Genomic DNA, 22,013 nt, shown 5'->3' on the forward strand with positions numbered 1-22,013 from the left:
CCGTCGTGTCGAATCTGTGACAGATGATGCTGATGTTTCCTGTGAGATCCCTGAGGCACATGGTTTACGTTGCGAAGGAGCGTCGGGCCCGCCGTTGAGAAGTCCTTTCACAAAAGATCGGATGTCAGATGGCCAAGAAAGCAACATCAGTGAATTCGCAGTGTCCGAAACGTGCCTCGCCATCAAAGGGGTTGGTAGTGGCAATGATGGCGGCGTTGATGATCGCGACGGGCGGAGGGTTCGCCGCGGCACAACCGACCACCACTCCCACGCCGAGCGCCAGTGCCCCCGCCACGACCACACCTGCCGCGCGGACGACCGAGGCGAGGCCCGCAGAGCGATCCGCGACGAGCAGCAACGCCACATCCCCGGCAACACCGCCAACGTCATCGTCCCTCGCGCCGCCGACTACCGAGGTCGTACCGCCACCCGCAGCCAGCTCCGCGCCGACCACCACGGCATCCACTGAGTCGTCCCCGAGTGCAGCTCCAACGCCACCGGCGAACGGCAAGAAGATCCCGTATACGGGCAAACCGACCGAGAACCCCAACGCAACCATTATTCCAGGCAAAATGCGCTCGGATCGCGAAGAACTGCCCGAGGGATTCACCAAAGAAGACGCCGACAAAGCCGAGATCGCTGAGGCGAAAATTCTGGCGGCATCGAAGCCGCGCAACGCACGCACCGCTACCACGGCCACCAACGCTATAGCCGCGGCAGCCCCTACGGACTGCATGACGTATTTCCCCCAGTGGATGTATCAGGTCTGCGGTGCGATCCGGGTCAAGTACGATTCCCTCGGCGGTCCAGCCAGCTTCCTACTGCTTCCCACCAGCAACGAACTGGTCAACCCCGACGGTTATGGGCGTAGAAATACGTTTCAGAACGGGCCCATATACTGGTCTGCGGCCAGCGGCGCCCACCCCGTGGTCAACCACTTCTTCGCCGCCTGGCAACGCAATGGCTGGGAAGCCGGTCCCCTCGGGTATCCGACCACGGACGAAATCGTCAACCCCGACGGACTCGGCCGACGTCAGGAGTTCCAGAACACCGCCGCCATCTATTGGAAACTCAATGAGGCTTATGCGGTTCGGGGGGCAGTCCGTGACAAATGGAACACCGTTGGAGCCGAACAGGGGTTCCTTGGTTATCCATCATCCGACGAGCTCGGTACGCCGGATGGAATCGGGAGATTCAACCGGTTCGCGAACGGCGCGATCTATTGGACGGCCGGCACCGGGGCACAGGCGATGTCGACGACCTTCTTCACCAAGTGGGGAAGCCTTGGCTACGAGACGGGCTCACTTGGGTACCCGATCGCGGGGGATTTGCTGAATGCAGACAATGTTGGCCGACGTCAGCAGTTCCAACGGGGATATATCTACTGGCACCCCTCTGTTGGTGCAAATTCAGTTCATGGCCGCATTCTCGAACAGTGGAACACGCTCGGATCCGAAGGTGGATCAATGGGATACCCCGTCACCGATGAGCAGTCGTCCATTCCGCTCATTGCCCCGGTCGGAGCAGTAACCCAGTTCTTCCAAAACGGCTCTCTGATCTGGAGTGGACAGAACAACGAGGTACTTCGGGGTGGATGGAAAGACGTGGCAAGCTCTTCTGCTGCGCAGAAATCCTCGCAAACTTCCGAGGGTTCGGGAATGGTGGCACCTATGTTCCAATCGCCCTGCCCGGAAGGAACCCAGGATTACGAGGGCGCTCAATCGGCGTACAACTGCGTTATTCGGTTCCAAGATATCGGTGGCACGTGGATCAACGTCCGAGCAGGGCGCGGAGATCCGAACGGATTCGGACAGCTGCATTACAAGACCGATCATCAGGTGAAGGACCGGTGGGTCGAGTTGCTGCTTCAAGACAGCTACGGGGTGCCAACGAATTTCGACGCTGAAGGGACAGGAGTCACCGAAAATCCTGACCGCTATCGGTATGCGCAGGCCTACTACGTCGATAATTTCCGTGGAAAAACCAGCTACCTGATCACATTCGAGGTGATTGCCGATTTCGCTGAAACGAACCAAGTATCCGATCACACCCAGTTCGGCGTCGTGACATCCTTCTGCTCAGATCCCAACGACAACGACAACATCATCAAGTTCTGCCCGCAACTACCCACGCCCTATCTCTAGCACGACGAGGACGCCTTCGGGTTGGGTTCACCGTGGTACTCAACCCGAAGGCACGTGGCGTAAACCCGGTAATCGGTAGGCATGTCGGACATCGAGCGGTGGAAAACCAGAGTCCGCCCTATCCCCCCAGGTATCGACCCGGCGAAGGTCGATAGAAAGCCAGTCTCGGCGATGGTCCCCTTGAACTGGGGGACCACGGGGCTATATGCGGCGATCTGCTCACGTGCCGCTTCTTCGACGATCCCTTCGACAATACGTAAGCCTTCGGGAAATCCTTGGTGCCGCACGATAGCTTTAAATCCGGATCGCTCATCAGAAATCAAAGACACTGGATCGACTTCAGATGTGACGGAAGGGAGGTGTTTGACTTCGACCGTCAAACGACTTACTACGCCAGCTGGCGCTTCGGCCACATTCGTGTTGAGAACGCAACTCATGATTTTAGTTAGACCAGTTTCGTCGGAAGTCCTAGAGTCTTCCGACTTGACGACCCAGATCGAGGGCATATCAGCACTCTACCGTGGCGCAGCTCCCCGCTAGCAGATCGCAAATGTACCCCTACCTACGGGAGCCACCTCGGACTATGCACAGGGACGAACGGTGGCCACGACTCGAACCAATGACTCGCGGACCGGCGCGTTCGACCGCAAAGGCGGATATCCCTCCGCGCGTGTGCCGCGCGCGCAGATGAAGCCACCTCCGGCGTCCGCGACAAAGCCCAAGCCCCCACCCACGACCGGCGGGAATAACGGCAGGTAGTCGCGCACTCCACGCCTGGGGCCTCGATACCCTGCACGGTATCGAGGCCTGGCCAGAGTTGCGAAATACCTGAACTTGCCGCGCCCGAAACGCGCATCACCATTGAAATCGCTGATCATCGGGGCTTTGGCGTCGATGCTGATCACGACAGGTGGTGGAATCGCCACGGCGCAACCCAGCACCACACCGACCCCCACGCCGAGCACGACCACCACCACACCGCCGGCGCCGACACCCACGGATACCCCGGCGCAGCGTGCAGCCCCGAGCAGCACTGTTCCTTCGTCACCGCCGGCATCCACGTCCGGAACGGCACCTCCGCGCGTGCCTCGGCGGCCTGCTGCCAGTGGCATTTCGAGACCCTGCGACCTGCGCATCCATCTTGGGTCTCACGATTATGGCCACCACGATTTGTCTCAACGTGGTGGCCTGTCTTTAGGGGGGACCATCTTTGCTGCCGGCAGACCGCTGAGGGACCGTGGGATGGTTCTCGGATAGGGTCAAGCCGGAGGCCCCCGATACTCGCGGGAGCCTCCGGTTGTTCGCGAGTTCCGCGTCAGTCGACAGGATTTTCGACTGACTTCCCGGAGCCTTTGCCGCGTTTTCTCTGTCTGATTTCGACTTCAGGGTGTGGGGCCGGCGGCATGAACATCGGTCGCTCGAACGAGACGCGGTCCGTCCGGTCTCGATCGGACCGGTGGATCTCGGCGATGGTCGGGTAGCTGACCCACTCGCATGCCCAGACTCCGCCCACACGGTGGACGACGGGATCGGGTACATCCGCCTCGTCGATGTGGACTCTCACATCCACGGATGGGTCCGCGTGACCGTAGAGCACCCACCACGAGGGGCGACCAAGTTCTCCCGGGTCGGCTTCTATGAAACTTGAGGTCGTGCCCGGGCCGCGTGGTTTCTGCCAGATACCGTGCGGACTCGGAGGATCTCGCTGGAGGATCGCGTCCAGGTCGTCTTCCTGGGCTACGAGGCTCGTGCCATCGGCGCGCCATTGCACGACCACGCGGGAACGCTCGAGTACGAGTCGGATGGGGACCCCGGCGTCATCGTCTGCATTCATCCGTGTCACCAGTTCCATCCTGCATCCTCGCGGTCCGCGGGTAGGTTGTCGGCCGATATGAATCGGTAGACGTTATCAGGGACACTGTCGTCGTAGTGTGACACTGGACTCCGGGCGTAGAAGTAGAAGTATCCGGTGGGGTATTCGCTGAACTCGACAGATACCTGCAGGGCATAGTTGTGGTCGTCATTCTTGAAGTCCGAGAGCGTCAGCGCCGATTTGTTTGTCAGATTGATCGGGCGGTTGGTCATGAAGGGGCCATTTTCGAACTGTGGTTGAGTGCGATGGATTTGCGAGCCAACGACTCCGGCGGCGCCGTTGTACAGTGCCCCGCTAAAGGTCACCCTGCCGATGGGTGCGTCGGGGGAGGTGATCCTCGCCTCGAGGATGTCGGTGTAGGGGCCTGCGAGTTGCCAAACTATGAGAGCAGTTCCGGTGCCGAGATGTTCGGGCCCGCGGCCGTAGAACAGGTCGACCTCATAGCTCGCTTTGAGGTCATTATGAACGGTCCAGCAGCCGCCGAGCCCCGTTCCGGAGCACCATGTCCCGGGATCGCTGAGTGCTTGCGGCGGGGCTGGGGCTTCGAGCGGAGCTGATGGCCCTAGTGCCCCACACACCCATGGCCCAACACGCGATGCCTGGGGCAACGGGCACTGGTCAGCTCCGGTGGACTGGAGTTGGTAGTCGGCGTACTTTTCGGTGGCAGGCTTGGGGCTGTAGAGCTTGCCGTTCTGGAACTGTTGTTCGAAAGCGACGCCGGAGACGTCGGCCTGGTCGGCAGTGGGATAGCCGAAACTACTCTGCTCGTAGCCTGCTGCTGACCATTGATCCAAGATGGCGCCGGCAACTGGATGCGCACCCCACGCACCAAGCCCACCCGGTGAGCGGGGCCATACTCGACCAGTGGTCCCTTGCGGGGTACGAGCGCAGCCGGCTCGGCTACCCCACAGCCGACGCGGCTAACCAGGGAACTCTCGCGGCAGAGCAGCAGTTTCAGAACGACAAGATCTACGCCCCCAATATGGCTGTTCCGCTCGGTGCTACCGGAATCAACTTGACGCTGGGCGTGCCGACTGTGGCGGCGCTGTCAGCAGGGCCAGTCCCCGACGGGGTGGTTCTGAACGGCCAAGGTTTCTCGCTGACTTTCCAACGGAATTCGCTCGGAAACATCAACGTCGATTATCTCCGGACAACGGCGCAAGCGCCCGCTCAGTTCAAGTTGATCGCGGGTTTGCCGACCGGCTACTCCATGGCGGTAGCGAACAACAGCGTAGAAGTACGGTCGTCAGCAGGGACTGTTATCGGCAGAGTGACCTTGCCGTTGACCTTCGGCGTGAATGGCTTGGAGGTGGGCACGAATACGACCCTCTCCGGAAACGAGGTGACCATCAATCTCGGAACATCCTCGTCCTATCCGCATCGTTCGTTCCTCCGCGCAGTGGACGTGCCCTACCCGGCGCCGGAGTCTTACGACAACTTGACCGAGCAAGAGCGACAGGTCTGCAGAGACGATCTGCCCGAGTGTTGGAACACCCGAAACACGGGTGATGACGCCAAGGAGGTTTCTCATCGCGAGTATCCCAACTACCAAACCATCGGCGAGCAGGACAATCGGGTTGACGCCGTACGGCATTGCGCATGGCTGGCGTACATGACACAACGTGCCGACTCAGATTTTGCGAACCGAATGGCAACTGCGCACGAACGCGCGTACTACAACGAACCTCTCGCCTCGGCAATGGACCTGTACAACAATCAGACGGGAATCGCAGTCGGTCTGCGCGAAGAAGGAAGCGCTACAGGAATAGAAACTACCTGCAGGCAATACGGCAGGGACGCCCGCCAGGTCAACGCGGTTTCAGAAGTAGGAGAGAATGTGAATGAGAACGATTTGGTGTTTATTCACGAATAGACAATCACGACGAGCATGCTGAACGGGCACAACCGATCTGAAATTGAAGAACTAGGGTTAGGTAGGGGCTATGGACGAAACGCTCAAGAGAGCGGATCCACGCTCGCCCCGCACCCTGCTGTGGGTAGTGACCATGGCGGTCACCGCTGGCGCGCTGATGTTGCTGATTGTGGTGTGGGGTCAGTGGTGGCCGTCAGGCAACGCCTGGTACCTACCGGCTGCAGTGGCGGTGGCGCTGCTACTTGCGACCGGAGCGGTATGGGCGCTCGGCTCGATCTACGTGCTGTGGAAGCACCGGCGGTGGGCGTGGTGGATGGTGACCTGGCCCCTCCTAGTGGCGCTGGGTGTAGCGCTGGCCCTCGCCGCTCGCCCGGACTTCGAGGATTCGCGCCCCGAGTTCGAAGAAACTGCTCGTCAGCTACTCGCCACACCGGGTCCCACAAGTTTGAGCGATTTGAAGATCGGGCGGTTCGAAGTCGGCCGGGCCTACAACACAGAGCAGGGCGACGTGTTCTTCACCGACGAACGGACGACAGCGTTCACCACCGAGTCAGGTTGGGCTTACTCCCCAGACGGGGCGCCGGCGCCCGCATCTCGCGACGGCGAATTCACCACCACCCATATCGATGGACCTTGGTACCGCTATGAGCTCGTAACAACGTTCTGACACGAAAACTGAGGTAACCGCAACGTGGTGCTGACAGGTGAGGTGACCCGACGATGTCCGGGTCGGTGATGCACCCCGGGAGCGCGGATATGCGATGCCTGGCAGTAGGGCGAAAGCGACGCGATACCCGAGTGCCCTGCTGAAATGTCAGTGTTGTTTGTTCATGTTCGTGAACAGTTCTCGGTTCGCCGAGCGGGCCGCGTCGAGTTCCTGGCTACGTTCTTCGAGTTGGCCGGTGAGGTCGACGACGTGCTGTTCGAGCATCGTGATGCGCCTTTGGAGTTGATCGATATCAGTGGGGGCGCCGAGCCCGGATTCTCTCCATGCTGCCTCGCCGAGCAGCTCGGAGAGTTTTCGTTCGAGTTGCGTGTTGTGGGCGGCCAGACGAGCGATGCGTTGGTGGGTGTTGGCGAGGTCGGCTTTGAGCGATTCCCGTGTCACGGGTTCCCCGTTCCAGTGTGTCGGGGACGGGCAACTTTGAGCGGTGTGAATCCGGGCGAGCAGGTCCCTGTGCCGGTACAGGAAGCTGCGGTCCACGCCAGCCGCTCGGGCTATCGACGAGACGGTGATCTCCGTTCCGGTTGCTCCGGCAGCGCCCAGCGCCTTCACGACTCGTTGCCTGCGCCGGATGGAATCGGCCCGGCGGCCCTCGCTCATCGGGTTCGTCATCGCTCATGCTCTCCTGTCCTGGCGGAGGTCGGGCAGTGGTTGACGAACCCGTGGTGTCCCCAGACCGATGATCTGGTTGCGGGCTCGGCGCACGGTCGCCGCTGCTTGCTCGATCTGGGAGCGGTCCTCATCGGACAAGTCGTCGACGTCGGCGCCGATCTGCGATATCAGTCGGCGGATCCGCTGAATTTCCTCGTCCGACGGCATCGCTTCGCCCTTTGCCCAGTCGTCGGCGGCGAGCGCACCCCGCAGCCGTTCACGGCTGCGCAGCAGATCGGCGAGGTACGACTGCAGATCCGGCAGGTAGGACACGTCAGTGGAGAAGTGGGAGCACCCGACGCAGCGGAAACGAACGGGACAGTCGTGCCCACCGGCGGCCACGTTGCTAGGCTCGCTGCACGTCCCGTACGGGACGGCGACCTCACCGACCGCGCGGCGTAGATGTTCGGAGTCGAGCAGTGCCCTCGCTTCACGCCAGATCTTGTTGCCGTGCCGATCGAAGTGCATGGTGGCGAGCCTGTCGACGGCATCGCGCCGCCGCGTTTCACCGACACGGTAGTAGACCTGTGTGGTCCCGAATTGGCGGTGATCCATCAGGTCGGACAAGACGTCGATGGCGACACCGGCGTCCGCATGACGTTGGGCGTAGGTGTGTCGGTAGGCGTAGAGGAAGATCTTGTTTCGGTCGAAAGGCAGCATCTTCGTCACGTGTTGCCCATCGATGTCCACGATGATGGGAATAGTGATGTCGGGCAGTGTGACGACCCAGTCGCGATGTCGCATGGTGAGCCAGTCGTCGTTCAGGCCCCGGGTCCCGTGCGGATTCCGCGTGAGGGCGGGGATGAGTTTCATCTGTGTAGCGTCCTCGTTCGGGTATCGAGCTCGGACACGTTCTTGTTGGGCCACGATCACGGCGGCCGTGGGCTCTGTGATCGGTAGCCGTCGGTCGAGTCTGTTGGCCTTGATGTTGGTGTATACCAGGACAGGTTTTCCCTGTTCGTCACGTTCGAGACAATCGAGTCGGAGCTGGCAGATCTCGTCTGGGCGGCGGCCTGTATCGATGATCAGCTCCACCGCTACCCGCACTTCCCGTGAAGTATTCTCCTCGAGACTGTTCAGATGTGCGCAGACGTGCCGCATGACCTCGGCCGGTAGATCTCGATGTTCGCTGTTTCGTTCGCCCTCCAGGGGAACGTCTTCCGGGTCGAGGGTGAAGTCTTCGGGCAGGCCGTGCATCGGTTGTCCCGGCCTTCGCAGGCCCAGCCCTCTCATCGTGGCCAGGATCCGCCGAACCCCTCGGATCGCGGTCATGCGGGCATAAGGCGACATTGATCCATCGTTGTGCAGGAAGGTCAGCCGGTTCAGGAAGCCGGCGATATCGCTGCGTGAGAGATCACGTGGATCGTTTCCGTGATCGCCTGGACGCTGCAATCGTAGGCTGTCCGAGAGCATCACGAGGAATCGAATTTCGTTTTGGACCATTGCTTTTGCGTTCTTGGATCGTCTACGGGAGATGTCGTTGTAGGCCCAGATCTTGGCGGCTTCTCGTAACCAGGGCTGCGTGATCTTCGTAAATCGCAACGTTCCCCTGAATCCGAAAACGGTGGCATCCCATTCGTCTTTGACCCGTTCGGTCTCCGGAGACAGGTGCAGACGCCGAAGCTCGGTGGTCGCCGTCGACCACACGTTCTTCACTGCCGGACGCAGATCGCCCGGGAGCACGTCCTCCAGTGTCCGATATTCGTTGGCCAAAAGGTGTGTCACGAGAGGCCGGACCTGATCCGCACGGGTTTTGACCCCCTGACCTGTGCGTTGCTGGAGCCCGTAGATCAGTTCGGCGACCACCCGGTCCGGCAGCCCGCGCAGAGTGCACTCGTTGAGATACGAGATCGCCGCAGTGGTCCGACGGAAGCGCATCTCGTCCGCTGCTGCCAATCCAGCAGCATCAGCTCCATCACGCACCTTGCGCCACTGAATTCCATGGTTCATGCAGTACGGAATCTGCCCCGACCGCGCGCGATCGCACGCGACGACCTCGCAAGATCCGAATGACTTGCGCGCCACAACCTTCGGGTGTTTCAGAAAGTCTGCCATCGAAACTTTCAATGTCTTGATGCGCTGTGAACGGTGCGCCTCGCACAGCCCGGAGTTCATCGAGGTCCACGGACGCTCACACTGCGAAACAGCACACAAACCGTACGCGCGGAACCGAGCCCTTGGCACGTCCGCGAAGTCCTTCACTGCCGGGGATCCTGCAATCTTCCATTGTGTCCTACAAGCTGGACACAAACCGTTCACAGCGTGTGACTCGGATTCGCAATTGACCACGACACATTTCTTCCAGAGGAGAGAAGGGTGTCCGCGCGGGAAGTGCAGCACCTTGCTCTCGTCCGACCACCCCATCAACTCCAGAAACTCCGGGGTGATTATCGACCACAGCTGAGCCGTGACCACCTTGTCTGCCGCGACGGCAGAAACCCGCCTGATGCGCGGCTGCGCGGCCGTCACCGCAGGCCATCCGTCAATGCCCTCGGCGACGGCACCCGCTCGACTGCATCGCGCAGCCGGTCCGGTGATGGATGCAGATACGGCGTCGCCGAGGAAGCAGACGCATGCCCGAGCAACCCCTGGATCTCGTCAAGCAAAGCCCCGGAGTCCGCGAGGTTGCTAGCGAACCCATGCCGACACTGATGCGGTGAAATCGACCGAGCCAACTGCGCCCGAACACACAGCGCCTCGAACAACTCGTTGATCGCACCCACCGTCATCGGAGCTCCCAACGGTTCCCGAAACAGATTGACCAACAAGAAGTCGCACTCGTCTGCCGCGGGCTGCTCGGCGCGTTCGAGCAGGAACAGATCCAGGGCGCGTACCAGCAGGAAGTCGATCGGAACAGCTCTTGAGTTCCGCGATTTCGCTACCGCGCCGTTCGAGTTCTCTCGCCGCACCACGTGCACGTGCGCTCCCCGTATCGGACAGTGGTGCACGGCATTGTCTGGAAGTAGATGCAGGTCACTGCGCCGCATCCCGACCAACTCTCCGCGCCGCACTCCCGCTCGTGAGAGCATCAACACGATCAGCCGATCCCGCGCGGACCGGCACACACGAAACAAGGCGATGACCTCCTCGTCGCTCGCCCGGTCCACCGCAGTTTCCGGCTCGTGCAAACTGTGCCGAGCCCGCAACCGGTATCTCAACCGCGCACTCTCACCCTGTGCCGCCAACGGCAGGTCACGAGCATCCGCCAGCTCGTAGATCTGTTCGAGTACCGCCGCCGGCGCTTCCCTCGCCACCACCGCGAACGCCAGGAAACCTCGAACTGCGACCAAGATCTTGTTGATCCGCCCCGCACCACGCACTTGTCGGGCATCCGGACCCGCCAACATCGCCGAACCGTCGGATCGCGTGTACTTCAACCAGACGATGAACAGTCCGATATCTCGTGCCGCTGTGCGCCATTCACGACCGGTGCGATCACACCACCGCAAGAACAGCGACATACCTTCGGCATACGCCTTCGTCGTCGACTCCGCTCGATCCCGACCGAATCGCAACTCGCGCAGATACCTGTCCGCGATCGACTCCACCGCGTAGTCGTCATCGACCACCGTCCAATACGCGCCGCCTGACGGCATCCGAACCCGAAAAGCTCGCACAATTGCCTCCACTCCATCGATCGATAAGGAACCACAGAGCGACACCCCCAAAGAACCGTCGCACGAGACCCACACAGTGTCTCCCACGCGACGTCACGCCACAGTCTGAGAACCCCCAGAGAACGCGACCTCGACCGCGGAGTCCTTCGGTGCGGGCACGATCGCAATCCGGGAGAGGTCCGCACCCTGTTCGACTGCGGCGAGCAGACTCAAATCCGGCATTCCGATCACGGCCGCGTGTGAACCGGCCGCAGTGACCGAGGCAAGGAGCCCGACCAGCACCGACGACGTTCCAGCGACGCTGGCAACGGTGCCCCGGGCGAGTCCTCCACGCGGAAGAAGCCCCGCGATCGGAGAGGGCACGGGAAGCGTTCGCAGCGTGGTCTGAGCGGTGGCCACAATCGGTGTCGGTTCGTCGACGGACCGGAGCATCACCGCAGGCATGGCCGGTGCGGTGCCCTCGGATCGGGCGGGAATCGCCGCCATCTTCCGCCGCAGCTGGTCGAGTTTCTCCGCTTTGGTGAGCCCGTTCGAGGCGGGCGCAATGGGCAGTTCGCTCATACTCGCCGCCTTCACACATCCCTAACCCGATCCGATCCACCCCCAGTGTAGTCGAACATACTTTCGAATAGGGTGTAACCTTGCTGATGCCTCGGCTCGGAGGGAACCCACTGAGGTACGCCGATGACCTGCACTTTTCGGCGTCTGAAGCACTGGAGGAATGACCACATGACAACAGGCGACACGGTGATGCTCCACCCTCAAGGGGTCTCGAAGTTCAAAATCCTCAGCATCGATGAGGACGGCCATGCACTCATCGAGTCCCTACTGGACAGCCCAGGAAAATACGCGTTCAGCGTCGCGGTGAAGTTTCTCGTCCCGGCGACGTCCTGATCGTCGCTGTCAGAGGGACGATCTACTCTGACAACCGCGACGAGCAACAGGTCGCCACCCACTGCCCAGACCGGTGACTCGTTCCCGGTCCTGATCTGCGGTATTCCGCGGATTTGGCAGGTGCGTGGCGGCCTGTTCCTCTTTGCGATCTGCGGGTAAACCCGCCACCACTCGGCCTGGACCCAATAGGGCCCACTCGATTGGGTAGCTGTACCGATCCGCCTCCGGCAGGCGATACACAAGGCAGGAGGGGGTTGCTTCCATTCAACTGAGCCCGTTTCCGACCAAGGAGTTCGCCATGTTGGACCTGGGATTTTTCTCTTCCTTCCCTCAGTTCACCGACGCCTGGGTGGCAATAAGCATGTGGTGGCAGTCGCTTCCATTCACCTAACCCCGGAGGTTGATGACGGTGATTCCTATTCCCCCGTACGGGTTGGGCGGCAGCTGGATGGTGTTGGACGCCCTGGCTGGTGCCCATAGTTCTCTGGTGGAACTCCTGGCACTGACCCTGTACCGATCGCGCGCCGCCGGCGACGCGCTTTCGTGAGCCTTCTACCTGCGTAGCTCCCAGGTCACGGGCACAATCGGGGCTATGCGGCTGATTGCGCCCATGCTGGCCACGGCCGGCACGCTTCCGGACAACACGGACCGCCCGTGGAGTTTCGAGATGAAGTACGACGGGTGCCGGATGCTGGCCTCGGTTGGCGGCGGCCACGAACCGGTGCTGTGGACCCGCGCCATGAACGTGGTGACACCCTCATATCCCGAGATCGCCGAAGCATTGACGGCAGCATTCGGCGGCCGCGGGCGCATCGTTCTCGACGGCGAGGTCGTCGTACTCGATCAGGGCAAGCCGTCGTTCGGGCTGCTCCAGCGCCGACTGGGGGTCGCCCATGCGACGAAGCCGTTGCAGCGGCGAATCCCTGTGACATTCTTACCCTTTGACGTCCTCGCGCTCGACGGAGACGATCTCACGAAAGCGTCATATCTGGAGCGGCGGGCGGAGCTGGCCGAGCTGGATTCGACCATCCAGGACGTCGGCGGCCTGCCCATCACCGTCCCTCCGCACTGGGACAATCAGAGCAGCAAAATCATGCTGAATGCCGCGAAAAGTGCTGGTATGGAAGGGGTTTTAGCCAAAAGGTCGACATCGCTCTACCTTCCGGGCCAGCGTAGCCGATCCTGGATCAAACACGCAATCCGCACTCGCAGTTCGGTTTTGGTCATCGGCTTCGTCGGCTCGAGCCGATCGGTCGCGGCTCTGATCCTCGGGGCGTACGACGCCGAAGGACGGTTAGTCCAGGTCGGTTCTGTGTCCTCCGGACTGACGGTGTCGATGCGCCGACAGCTCCGGGAGGACTTCCGGCCGTTAGAACGCCCTAGCAGCCCTCTCACGGACCCGTCAGCGGCCGCGGAGACCTTCCCCGGGGTTCAGTGGCTGAATCCTCGGCTGGTCGTGGACGTCGCTTACAGGGCGCACACGGCGGGCGGGCTCCGGCACCCCTCACTGAAAGGCCGGCGCTTCGACGTCGATTTTCAATCGGTTCGTGTGGAGGACCTGTAGACCGGCGAGAGGAAAGCCGCCGACGCCTTCCCCGGCGTCAGCGGCTCCTCATCGCTATCCGGTGGTATTCCTGCGGGTTTGTCCCTGCAGGCCTGCACGGGCCCGTGGTCATTGGGCGTCCTCGACGGTGATTGGTTCACACGGTCGCGGCGCCCCCGCCGCCGGGATGCCGCCGTAGTTCCTCGATCGTCTGCTCGGCGGCGCGCAGCGCGGTGGTCAGGGCATCGACGCGTTCGGAAGCTGATTGCCGAGCCTCGGCCAGTTGTGCGGCATGATCGGCGCGCGCTTGTTCGCGGTCCGTGCGGACCTCGGTGCGCAGGTCGGCGAGTTCGCCGCGAAGACGGTCCACGTCCTCGCGGGCTTCCTGCGCGGATGTTTGCGCTGCAGCGGTCTGCGTTTCGGCGCGGGTCTGTGCGACCTGAGCTTCGGCGGCAGCCTCTTGCGCCGCGTCAACCTGTTGGGCAGCGGAGGCTTTCACCTCCGCGATCTCGGTGGCGGTACGGCCGCGGATCTCCTCGATCGCCTTCCGCGCCTCCTCCTGGGCAGCGCCGATTCGGCGTGATGCGTCGGTCTCTGCGGCCGCGATTCTCTCCGCCGCATCGGCCTGGATGCGCTCGAGTTCCGCGCGTGCCTCGGCGGCCTCGGTCTGGATCCGCGCCAGCTCCGCGTATGCATCCTCCGCGGCCGCGTCGGCTTCCTCGCGTGCCTGCTGATGTTCGCTCGCGCGGGCCTCGGCATCCCGGCGGCGACGTTCTTCGTCGCCCCGCAGCCGATCGGCTTCGGCAACTTTCGCGAGCGCTTCGGCGTGGGCTTGGTCGACCTCGGCCGCGGCCGCCTCGACATCGGTCACCGAGGTGACCGTCTCGGTCACGGCCTCAAGGAAACCGCGGAGCTCCGCGAGACGGCGGGGCAGCTCCTCGAGCTGCACACCGAGGGTGGCCCGTGCCATCGACACCGGCGCCGTCACCCCCTCCTCATCCCCTGCGGCCCCCGGTGACTCGGCCTGTCCCGCGCCGACGGTCGCGAGGCGCCGGCGCTCCTTCCAGGCGTTGCCTTTGTTGTGCACCGGGCCCCCGGGATCGGCCTGTCCGCAGTACTTCGACGGCCGTCCTGTCTTCGGATCGTCGAGGCTGGGCCGACTGCACCTCCCACCGGGGAACTCGCACATCCCCCGGCGATCGCCCCGGGCCGCGGTGTCGTTGGTCGCCATAACTCCCGAGCCTACAGGTTTAGTATCTTGCGTGTCTATAGTTTCGTTTAGTTACGCATCTTTCGTCGATCGCGTAACTAAAGATACCCAATGAGTTGAGGCGTGCGGATGATCCGGCGCCGGGTGTCGGTTCTCGGCTGGTCTGGCGGTTTTCTCACTTTTGTGGCAAGACGGTGGCGGAGGCTCGTCCGATATGGCGGAGAAGCCCCCCACCACACGACGACCAGGCGAAACAACACCCCGGACGCCCCCGGACCCCGGCTACCGACCCCCACGGCCAGCCGCAACGCGACCAGAGATCCGCCAGATCCGATGAGAGGAATCAACCGGCGTTGCGTCCGGGGGATAAGTGGCGAACCGCAGGTCAGGCCAACGAGCTTCGCCACATCGGGATGACAACCGACACTGGGGCCCGGTGTCGGTTGCGTCGGAAGCGGTGTTGCACCAAGCGGGCCGCGCCGAGACATTTCTCTACCAGCAGGGGCTTGATCGCCGATACAGTCGCGCGAATGGAGAAACCAATCCATGCCCACCACGCGGACCAAGGGAAGCCGTCCGGGGACTCCGGCGCTCCAAATGCCGTCTCCGTCGGCAAACAGACGGACGAACTCCTCGCCAAAGCCGTGGGTGAGGCTCTCGCGGCAGGCATGTCATGGGCACAGATCGGCGGGCGGCTCGGCGTACCAAATCCTGCCGCCGGCCAAGACGTCGTGACAGATCAGGACTGGCAGGAGGCAATAGTCGCCCACGAGAATGCTCGTGTAGCTCGGCACAACGACCTAGAGGTCGGGCGTAGGTGAGCAGACAGTAGTACGCAGGCTTAGGTCCATCGGGACCACAACGGCGGCGGGAAGTGTTCTGCCACCATCGGCGTGATGATCACAGGCAATCGTTCGGATCCATCGTCATCGCTTTTTCCGACGCTGGGGGCGCCGCCGGAAACCGTCGAAGCGATGCCGCCGGACGGCTGCCTGTACCCGCGCCCCTCATTGCCCTTGATGCCGCCACGGTACGAACGCGGGGTGCGGTTCAGAATCTCGGCGCGCATCCTGCGGGCCTCGGCCACTTGAGCCTCCTCCTGGCCCGTGAGGGGGCGCTCCTGGCGGGTGGCGTCTGCCCTTCCCAGGAACTCCTCCAGGCGGGCTACCTCTTTCGTCGTTCGTGCAGTCCTACGGTTCGGCTTGGGTTTCTTGCTTCTGGGCTTGCTCACCGCTATGTCCCTCTCAAGGCAACTCTGGGCCGCACCAAAGTTACCGGCGTGACGTAGCTTCCCTCTCGCTTATGTGCGCACGGAGCTGAGCCAGGACGGTTGACTGACCTCGTTAACCGACCCCCAGGACACACGTGCTGTAGTTAGCTTCGAGTTACACGTCTGGCGCAGTTTTCAAAGGAGATCGGGTTGAGCAAGCTGGGGAACTTCGTCTGGGGAATCGCGGATCAGCTCCGCGGCGTGTACAAGCCGCATCAGTACGGCGGCGTGATCCTGCCCTTCACGGTCCTCCGACGTCTCGACTGCATCCTCGAGCCCACCCGTGACGAGGTGCGGGCCCTGGCCACGAAATACGCCGACGGCGCCCTGGACGTGCAAGTGAAGCGTAAGACCGGTCTGGCCTTCTACAACACCAGCCCGTTCGACTTCAAACACCTGCTTGAGGATCCCGAGGGACTGCGAGCAAACCTGGTGGACTACATCACCGGGTTCTCGGCCAACATCGACGTCTTCGAGCGGTTCAAGTTCGAGAACGAGCTGGCGACCCTTGATGAAAAGAACCGCCTGTACCTGGTGACGTCACAGTTCGCCGATGTAGACCTGCACCCGGACGTGGTGTCGAACGCCGAGATGGGCGACCTGTTCGAGCACCTGATCTACAAGTTCGCGGAGGCCTCCAATGAGGAGGCCGGCGAGCACTACACACCGCGCGACGCGATCCGGCTCATGGTCGACCTCCTCTTCGCCGAGGACAACGCGGCTCTGCTGGAGCCGGGGACCGTCCGGACGATCTACGACCCCACCGCCGGCACAGGCGGGATGCTCTCCGTCGCGGAGGAGCGGCTGCTCGAGCGTAACCCGGACGCGAGGCTGCGGCTGTACGGGCAGGAGATCAACGACCAGTCCTACGCAATCTGCAAGTCGGACATGATCGCCAAGGGTCAGGATGTTGGCAACATCAAACTCGGCGACACCCTGGCCGAAGACCAGTTTTTCGACCGGACCTTCGACTTCTGCATGTCCAACCCGCCCTACGGCGTCGACTGGAAGGCATCGCAGGAAGCTGTGAAGAAGGAAGCGCTCGCGCAGAACTCCCGCTTCTCCCACGGGCTCCCCGCCGTCGGTGACGGTCAGATGCTGTTCCTGTCTCACCTCGCGTCGAAGATGCGTCCGAAGCATGACGGCGGCGGCCGCGCCGGGATCGTCCTCAACGGCTCGCCGCTGTTCAACGGCGCCGCAGAGTCCGGTCCCTCGAAGATCCGACAATGGCTCCTCAAGTCCGACCTGGTGGAGGCGATCATCGCGCTGCCGACGAACATGTTCTTCAACACCGGCATCGCCACCTACATCTGGATCCTCGACAACACCAAGCGCCCCGAGCGTGAGGGCAAGGTGCAACTGATCGACGCCACACCGTTCTGGAGCAAGATGCGTAAAAGCCTCGGCGCGAAGAGCCGCGAGCTCGACGCTGGCGCCCGTGACCGGATTCTCGCTCTGTACGACGCGTACGACGAGGCCGACCCCGCCTACTCGAAGATCTTCACCTCCGACGACTTCGGTTACTGGACCATCACCGTCGAACAACCGCTCCTCGACGAGGACGGGATGCCGGTGACGGACCGCAGCGGCAATCCCAAGCCGGACACGAAGAAGCGTGACACCGAGAACATCCCGTTCACGTACGGGGGCAACACCGAGGGAGAGGCTGGTCGCACGGCGACCATAAAGGCATACTTCGAGGCCGAAGTGCTTCCGCATGTGCATGACGCCTGGATAGATGCGAAGAAGACCAGAATCGGTTACGAGATCCCGTTCACTCGCCACTTCTACAAGTACGTCCCGCCCCGCCCGATCGCCGAGATCGACGCGGACCTTGAGAAACAGGTAGCCAAGATCATGGAGCTACTCCGGGTGGTTGAGCAGTGACGGCAGAGCCGTGGCTTCCTGAGATCCTCCCCAGTGGGTGGGTGGTGGCGCAGATGCGCCGGATAGCCACTTTTCGAAATGGGGCGGACTACAAGGAAGTGGAAGTCACCGAAGGTGGCTACCCTGTGTACGGATCGGGCGGCGAGTTCAGGCGTGCGTCGCAGTACCTTTACGACGGCGAGAGCGTTCTATTCGGGCGCAAGGGGACGATCGACAAACCGCTCTTAGTTTCTGGTCGATTTTGGACCGTCGACACGATGTTTTTCACCGAGCTGACCTCGAATATCGAGCCCCGGTACCTGCACTACTACGCCACCACTATGCCGTTCGACTACTACTCCACAAGCACGGCATTGCCTAGCATGACTCAGGGTGAACTGGGTGGTCACCGTATTCCTTTGCCACCAATAACTGAGCAAGGGGCAATCGCTGACTTCCTCGACCGCGAGACGGCCCGGATCGACACGCTGATCAGGGAGCAGCGGCGGCTGATCGAACTGCTGCGGGAACGGCGGATCGCTGTGGCGGAAGGGCCCGTTGTCGGTCTCTCCTGGAGCACTCCGCTACGGAGCGTGACCGCTCTGATTCAGACGGGGCCCTTCGGGAGCCAACTTAAGTCAGACGAATACGAGACCGGCGGGACGCCTGTTATCAATCCATCGCATCTAGTCATGGGGAGGATCGAGCCCGACGAGCGCGTCGCGGTGAGCGCATCGAAGGCGTCTGAGTTGGGTCGGCACGCTCTACGGGCGGGAGATGTCATCGCAGCCCGCCGCGGCGAACTTGGTAGATGTGCTGTTGTCCGCGCAGAAAATACCGGATTTCTCTGCGGCACTGGGTCGGCCCTGATTCGGCTTCGCGAGACTGTCGCAGATCCCGAGTTCCTCGCGCTCGTCTTCAGTAGCCGCCGCAACCGAGACTCGCTATCGCTGGCGTCCGTGGGGGCCACGATGGACAACCTCAATGCCGACATCATTGCCACGCTGCGCATCCCGATGCCACCACTCCCGGAACAGCGACGAATCGTCGAATCGGTGGCAGAAGCCACCACAAAGATCGACACCTTGATCACTGAGACCGAGAGCTTCATCGACCTTGCCAAGGAACGGCGATCGGCACTCATCACCGCAGCGGTGACGGGCCAGATCGACGTGAGGGATGAGGTGGCCTGAAGTGGCGCAGCACAACGAGATCGAGTTCGAGAAAGAAATTGCCGAATACCTGCACGCCCATGGATGGCTGTACTCCCGGGATGACACCGGCTACGACCGTGAGCGAGCGCTGTTCCCCGAGGACGTTGCCGGCTGGCTCGCCGACACCCAGCCGGAGCAATTGGACAAGGTCGTCAAGTCCGGCTCGGCTGATGTCGCCAAGCAGCAAGATCAGCTGCTTGATCGCATTGTAAAGATTTTAGACACTCCGTTGGAGAACGGCGGTGGCACGCTGAACCTTCTGCGGAAAGGGTTCTCGCATCTGTCTGCGAAGTTCCAGATGTGCGTGTTCCGGCCGGAGTCGACGCTGAATGTGAAGCGGAACGGTGAGTACGCGGCGGTGCGGCTGCGAGTGATGCGGCAGGTGCACTTCTCCACCGCCGACAACCGCTCGGTCGACCTGGTCTTCTTCGTCAACGGGCTCCCTGTCGCCACCGCGGAGCTGAAGACCGACTTCACCCAGACTGTCACGGATGCAATCAGCCAGTACCGCACGTCGCGACTGCCAAAGGACCCCGCGACAGGGAAGGCCCAGCCGCTGTTCGTGTCCGGTGCCCGGGCGCTGGTGCATTTCGCGTTGTCCAACGACGAGGTGTGGATGACCACCAAGCTCGCCGGGGACAAGACGCATTTCCTGCCATTTAACCGAGGCAGCGAGGACGGCGGTGCCGGGAACCCGCTGAATCCGAACGGGTCGAGGACCTCGTATCTGTGGGAGCAGGTGCTGCAGCGGGATGCCTGGCTGAACATCCTCGGCCGGCTGATGTACATCAAGCACGAGTCCAGCACGGATCCCATCAGTGGCAAGACCAGCAAGTCGTCGACGCTGCGGTTCCCGAGGTTCCATCAGTGGGAGGCAGTCTCCGAGCTCACCGCTGCGGTCACCGCCGAGGGCGTCGGTAAGCGGTACCTGATCCAGCACTCCGCCGGTTCCGGGAAGACGGACTCGATAGCGTGGACCGCGCACCGGATGGCGCGGCTGCAGGTTGAGAACACGAAAGTCTTCGACTCTGTGATCGTAGTGACCGACCGCAACGTCCTCGATGCGCAGCTGCAGGACGCGATCAAGCAGATCGACAACGATCAGGGCATCGTCGTTGCGATCGACCGGGATGAGGCTGCGAGGGCCGGCGGCTCGAAGTCGGGGCTGCTCGCGAAGTCACTGACCGACGGCAAGCTGATCATCGTCGTCACCATCCAGACGTTCCCGTTCGCGATGGAGGAGATCCGCAAGAACAAGGGCCTCAAGGGAAAGACGTTCGCCGTGATCGCGGACGAGGCACACTCGTCGCAGTCCGGGCAGGTCGCCAGCAAGTTGAAGGCCGTCCTGACCGCAGAGGAGCTGCAAGACATCGAGGATGGCGCTGATGTCGATGTCGAGGCGGTGCTCGCGGCGGAGGCCAGCGAGCGTGCGGCGTCAGCGAACATCTCCTTCTTCGCGTTCACCGCCACCCCGAAGGGCAAGACCCTGGAGCTGTTCGGGCGGGCCCCCGCGGCTGGTGGGAAGCCGGTGCCGTTCCACGTGTACACGATGAAGCAGGCCATCGAGGAGGGGTACATCCTCGACGTGCTGACCGGTTATCACTCTTTCAAGCTGGCGTTCCAGATCGGGCAGAACGCGACCAGCGAAGACGAGGTGGACCAGTCGCAGGCCACCAAAGAGGTCATGCGCTGGGTAAAGCTAAACCCGCAGACGATCGCCCAGAAGGCCGCGATCATCGTCGAACACTTCCGTGCCAACGTCGCGCACCTACTCGATGGGCACGCGAAAGCGATGGTCGTCACCGACTCCCGCAAAGCCGCCGTTCGCTACAAACTCGCGATCGATGACTTCATCGCGAAGAAGGGCTACGGCTACGGCACCCTGGTCGCGTTTTCCGGCGCCGTCCAAGACCCAGAGTCCGGCCCCAAGGACTTCACCGAGGCCACCATGAACCCTGGGGTTCACGATCTGCGGACCGCATTCACCGGTGATGCGTACAGGGTGATGATCGTCGCCAACAAGTTCCAGACCGGGTTCGACCAGCCCCTGCTGTGCGCGATGTACGTCGACCGGATCCTGTCCGGGGTCACCGCAGTGCAGACCCTTTCGCGGCTCAACCGGACCTACCGCACTCCGTCGGGAGTCTTGAAGTCCGCGGCGATGACCCAGGTCGTGGATTTCGTCAACGAGCCAACGGTGATCCGGGAGGCGTTCGAGCCGTACTTCACGGACGCGTTCCTCGAAACCGAAACCGACCCGAACCTGGTGCACGATCTCGCGGCGAAGCTCGACACCGCCGCGATCTACGCCCAAGCCGAGGTCGACCAGTGCGCGGAGGGGTTCGTCAAGGGCAGAGGCCACAGCGCTCTCGCAGCCGCTGTAGACCCGGGCAAGAAGCGTTTTGCCGAGCGCTACCAAGCGGCCTTGATCCACAACGGGGGTGAGGGCGACAAGGCGGCACTCGCTGAACTGGACATGTTCCGCAAGGATGTCGGTTCGTTCGTGCGGCTCTATGACTTCATGTCCCAGATCGTCGACTACGGCGACCCGGAATTGGAGAAGAAGCAGATCTATCTGCGCCATCTCGACAGGGTCATCCAGCCCGACAACTACACCGCACCAATCGATTTGTCCGACGTTGTCCTGCAGCGTGTCAAGCAGGTCGACCAGGGCAAGAGCGATATCAGCCTCGGTGCCAGAGTCGGGCTTACCGGTGTGACAGCGGCCGGTTCTGGAGAGAAGCGTGACCCGAAGATGGTCGCCTTCCGGCAGGTCCTCGACCGCCTCAACGACCTATTCGGGTCCGAAGACTTCACCCAGTCTCAGAAGGTCTCGTTTCTTGAGTCGCTGCTGCGGACCCTGCTCGACAACGATTCGCTCGTGCAACAGGCGACGGTGAACTCCACCAAGCAGTTCGTCGAGTCGCCAGACTTCGACGACGCGGTGACCGGCGCAGTGGCCGACAACCAGGGGGCGCACGAGAAGATGAGCGACTACTTCTTCACCAACGCCCCCGGCCGCTCCCACCTGATCTCCGACATCGCCAAGTGGTTCTACCAGGTCGTCTCTGAGGAGAATGCGAGCACATAACGTTCTGGCAATGAACGCCGACGAGCAGTTCAGCTCGCAGCCG

The 22,013-nt window shown here is 62.2% G+C and carries 19 protein-coding genes; 8 read left to right on the top strand and 11 right to left on the bottom strand.

Features of this window, described 5'->3' with window-relative positions:
• Positions 1-124 precede the first annotated feature (124 nt).
• On the bottom strand, positions 125-466 hold the full coding sequence (locus RHA1_RS50180) for a hypothetical protein (protein WP_148228588.1): 342 nt from the start codon (positions 464-466) through the stop codon (positions 125-127).
• Between the two features lie 106 nt (positions 467-572).
• Here RHA1_RS50180 and RHA1_RS51130 point away from each other — a divergent pair, with 106 nt between their 5' ends.
• On the top strand, positions 573-2,144 hold the full coding sequence (locus RHA1_RS51130) for an LGFP repeat-containing protein (protein ID WP_050787708.1): 1,572 nt from the start codon (positions 573-575) through the stop codon (positions 2,142-2,144).
• Here RHA1_RS51130 and RHA1_RS43445 read toward each other — a convergent pair.
• From RHA1_RS43445 to RHA1_RS48705, 4 genes are all read right to left on the bottom strand, one after another.
• Complete coding sequence (locus RHA1_RS43445) at positions 2,141-2,650, bottom strand: hypothetical protein (protein WP_011600410.1); 510 nt, start codon at positions 2,648-2,650, stop codon at positions 2,141-2,143. The two genes, RHA1_RS51130 and RHA1_RS43445, sit on opposite strands and share 4 nt — an antisense overlap.
• 75 nt (positions 2,651-2,725) lie before the next feature.
• Positions 2,726-3,205: a hypothetical protein gene (locus RHA1_RS48700; RefSeq protein ID WP_148228589.1), complete on the bottom strand. Its 480-nt coding sequence runs from the start codon at positions 3,203-3,205 to the stop codon at positions 2,726-2,728.
• A 254-nt stretch (positions 3,206-3,459) separates the two neighbouring features.
• Positions 3,460-3,996, bottom strand: a complete 537-nt coding sequence (locus tag RHA1_RS43450; RefSeq protein ID WP_011600412.1) for a hypothetical protein — start codon at positions 3,994-3,996, stop codon at positions 3,460-3,462.
• Complete coding sequence (locus RHA1_RS48705) at positions 3,984-4,811, bottom strand: LGFP repeat-containing protein (RefSeq protein ID WP_011600413.1); 828 nt, start codon at positions 4,809-4,811, stop codon at positions 3,984-3,986. Before RHA1_RS48705 ends, RHA1_RS43450 begins: the two co-directional genes overlap by 13 nt.
• Positions 4,812-4,858: 47 nt before the next feature.
• On the opposite strand from RHA1_RS48705, the gene RHA1_RS43460 reads away from it, so the two are divergent.
• Positions 4,859-5,890 (top strand): LGFP repeat-containing protein, encoded by a 1,032-nt coding sequence (locus tag RHA1_RS43460; protein ID WP_011600414.1) that lies wholly within the window; start codon positions 4,859-4,861, stop codon positions 5,888-5,890.
• A gap of 70 nt (positions 5,891-5,960) precedes the next feature.
• Complete coding sequence (locus tag RHA1_RS43465) at positions 5,961-6,557, top strand: hypothetical protein (RefSeq protein ID WP_011600415.1); 597 nt, start codon at positions 5,961-5,963, stop codon at positions 6,555-6,557.
• 147 nt (positions 6,558-6,704) lie between these two features.
• Here RHA1_RS43465 and RHA1_RS43470 read toward each other — a convergent pair whose 3' ends face one another.
• The 4 genes from RHA1_RS43470 to imuA' all read right to left on the bottom strand — a co-directional run bounded on the left by RHA1_RS43470 (position 6,705) and on the right by imuA' (position 11,443).
• Positions 6,705-7,226, bottom strand: a complete 522-nt coding sequence (locus RHA1_RS43470; RefSeq protein WP_011600416.1) for a DUF6262 family protein — start codon at positions 7,224-7,226, stop codon at positions 6,705-6,707.
• 3 nt (positions 7,227-7,229) lie between these two features.
• Positions 7,230-9,734 carry a tyrosine-type recombinase/integrase gene (locus tag RHA1_RS52800; protein ID WP_237727127.1) on the bottom strand — a complete coding sequence of 835 codons (2,505 nt, stop codon included), beginning with the start codon at positions 9,732-9,734 and terminating at the stop codon, positions 7,230-7,232.
• Positions 9,731-10,861: a tyrosine-type recombinase/integrase gene (locus tag RHA1_RS43480; protein WP_011600418.1), complete on the bottom strand. Its 1,131-nt coding sequence runs from the start codon at positions 10,859-10,861 to the stop codon at positions 9,731-9,733. Before RHA1_RS43480 ends, RHA1_RS52800 begins: the two co-directional genes overlap by 4 nt.
• A gap of 114 nt (positions 10,862-10,975) precedes the next feature.
• The gene (gene imuA' / locus RHA1_RS43485; protein ID WP_011600419.1) at positions 10,976-11,443 is read right to left on the bottom strand and encodes a DnaE2-dependent mutagenesis accessory factor ImuA'; all 468 of its coding nucleotides are present in this window, start codon (positions 11,441-11,443) and stop codon (positions 10,976-10,978) included.
• Between the two features lie 168 nt (positions 11,444-11,611).
• On the opposite strand from imuA', the gene RHA1_RS51135 reads away from it, so the two are divergent.
• Positions 11,612-11,776 carry a hypothetical protein gene (locus RHA1_RS51135; protein WP_167541034.1) on the top strand — a complete coding sequence of 55 codons (165 nt, stop codon included), beginning with the start codon at positions 11,612-11,614 and terminating at the stop codon, positions 11,774-11,776.
• A gap of 592 nt (positions 11,777-12,368) precedes the next feature.
• Positions 12,369-13,340 carry an ATP-dependent DNA ligase gene (locus RHA1_RS43490; protein WP_011600421.1) on the top strand — a complete coding sequence of 324 codons (972 nt, stop codon included), beginning with the start codon at positions 12,369-12,371 and terminating at the stop codon, positions 13,338-13,340.
• 136 nt (positions 13,341-13,476) lie between these two features.
• On the opposite strand, the gene RHA1_RS43495 is transcribed toward RHA1_RS43490, so the two are convergent.
• On the bottom strand, positions 13,477-14,550 hold the full coding sequence (locus RHA1_RS43495) for a coiled-coil domain-containing protein (protein WP_063721826.1): 1,074 nt from the start codon (positions 14,548-14,550) through the stop codon (positions 13,477-13,479).
• Positions 14,551-15,370: 820 nt separating this feature from the next.
• The gene (locus tag RHA1_RS50200; protein WP_041813741.1) at positions 15,371-15,616 is read right to left on the bottom strand and encodes a hypothetical protein; all 246 of its coding nucleotides are present in this window, start codon (positions 15,614-15,616) and stop codon (positions 15,371-15,373) included.
• A gap of 333 nt (positions 15,617-15,949) precedes the next feature.
• Here RHA1_RS50200 and RHA1_RS43505 point away from each other — a divergent pair, with 333 nt between their 5' ends.
• Genes RHA1_RS43505 through RHA1_RS43515 form a run of 3 tightly spaced genes read left to right on the top strand, consistent with a single transcriptional unit; the run spans position 15,950 to position 21,970 of the window.
• Positions 15,950-17,686 (top strand): type I restriction-modification system subunit M, encoded by a 1,737-nt coding sequence (locus RHA1_RS43505; protein WP_011600425.1) that lies wholly within the window; start codon positions 15,950-15,952, stop codon positions 17,684-17,686.
• Complete coding sequence (locus RHA1_RS43510; protein ID WP_011600426.1) at positions 17,683-18,858, top strand: restriction endonuclease subunit S; 1,176 nt, start codon at positions 17,683-17,685, stop codon at positions 18,856-18,858. The genes RHA1_RS43505 and RHA1_RS43510 overlap by 4 nt, the downstream gene beginning before the upstream one ends.
• Position 18,859: 1 nt before the next feature.
• Positions 18,860-21,970, top strand: coding sequence for a type I restriction endonuclease subunit R (locus RHA1_RS43515; protein ID WP_050787710.1), 3,111 nt, complete (start codon positions 18,860-18,862; stop codon positions 21,968-21,970).
• The last annotated feature ends 43 nt before the right edge of the window (positions 21,971-22,013 follow it).

The organism is Rhodococcus jostii RHA1, from assembly GCF_000014565.1.
Taxonomy (GTDB): Bacteria; Actinomycetota; Actinomycetes; order Mycobacteriales; family Mycobacteriaceae; genus Rhodococcus_F; species Rhodococcus_F jostii_A.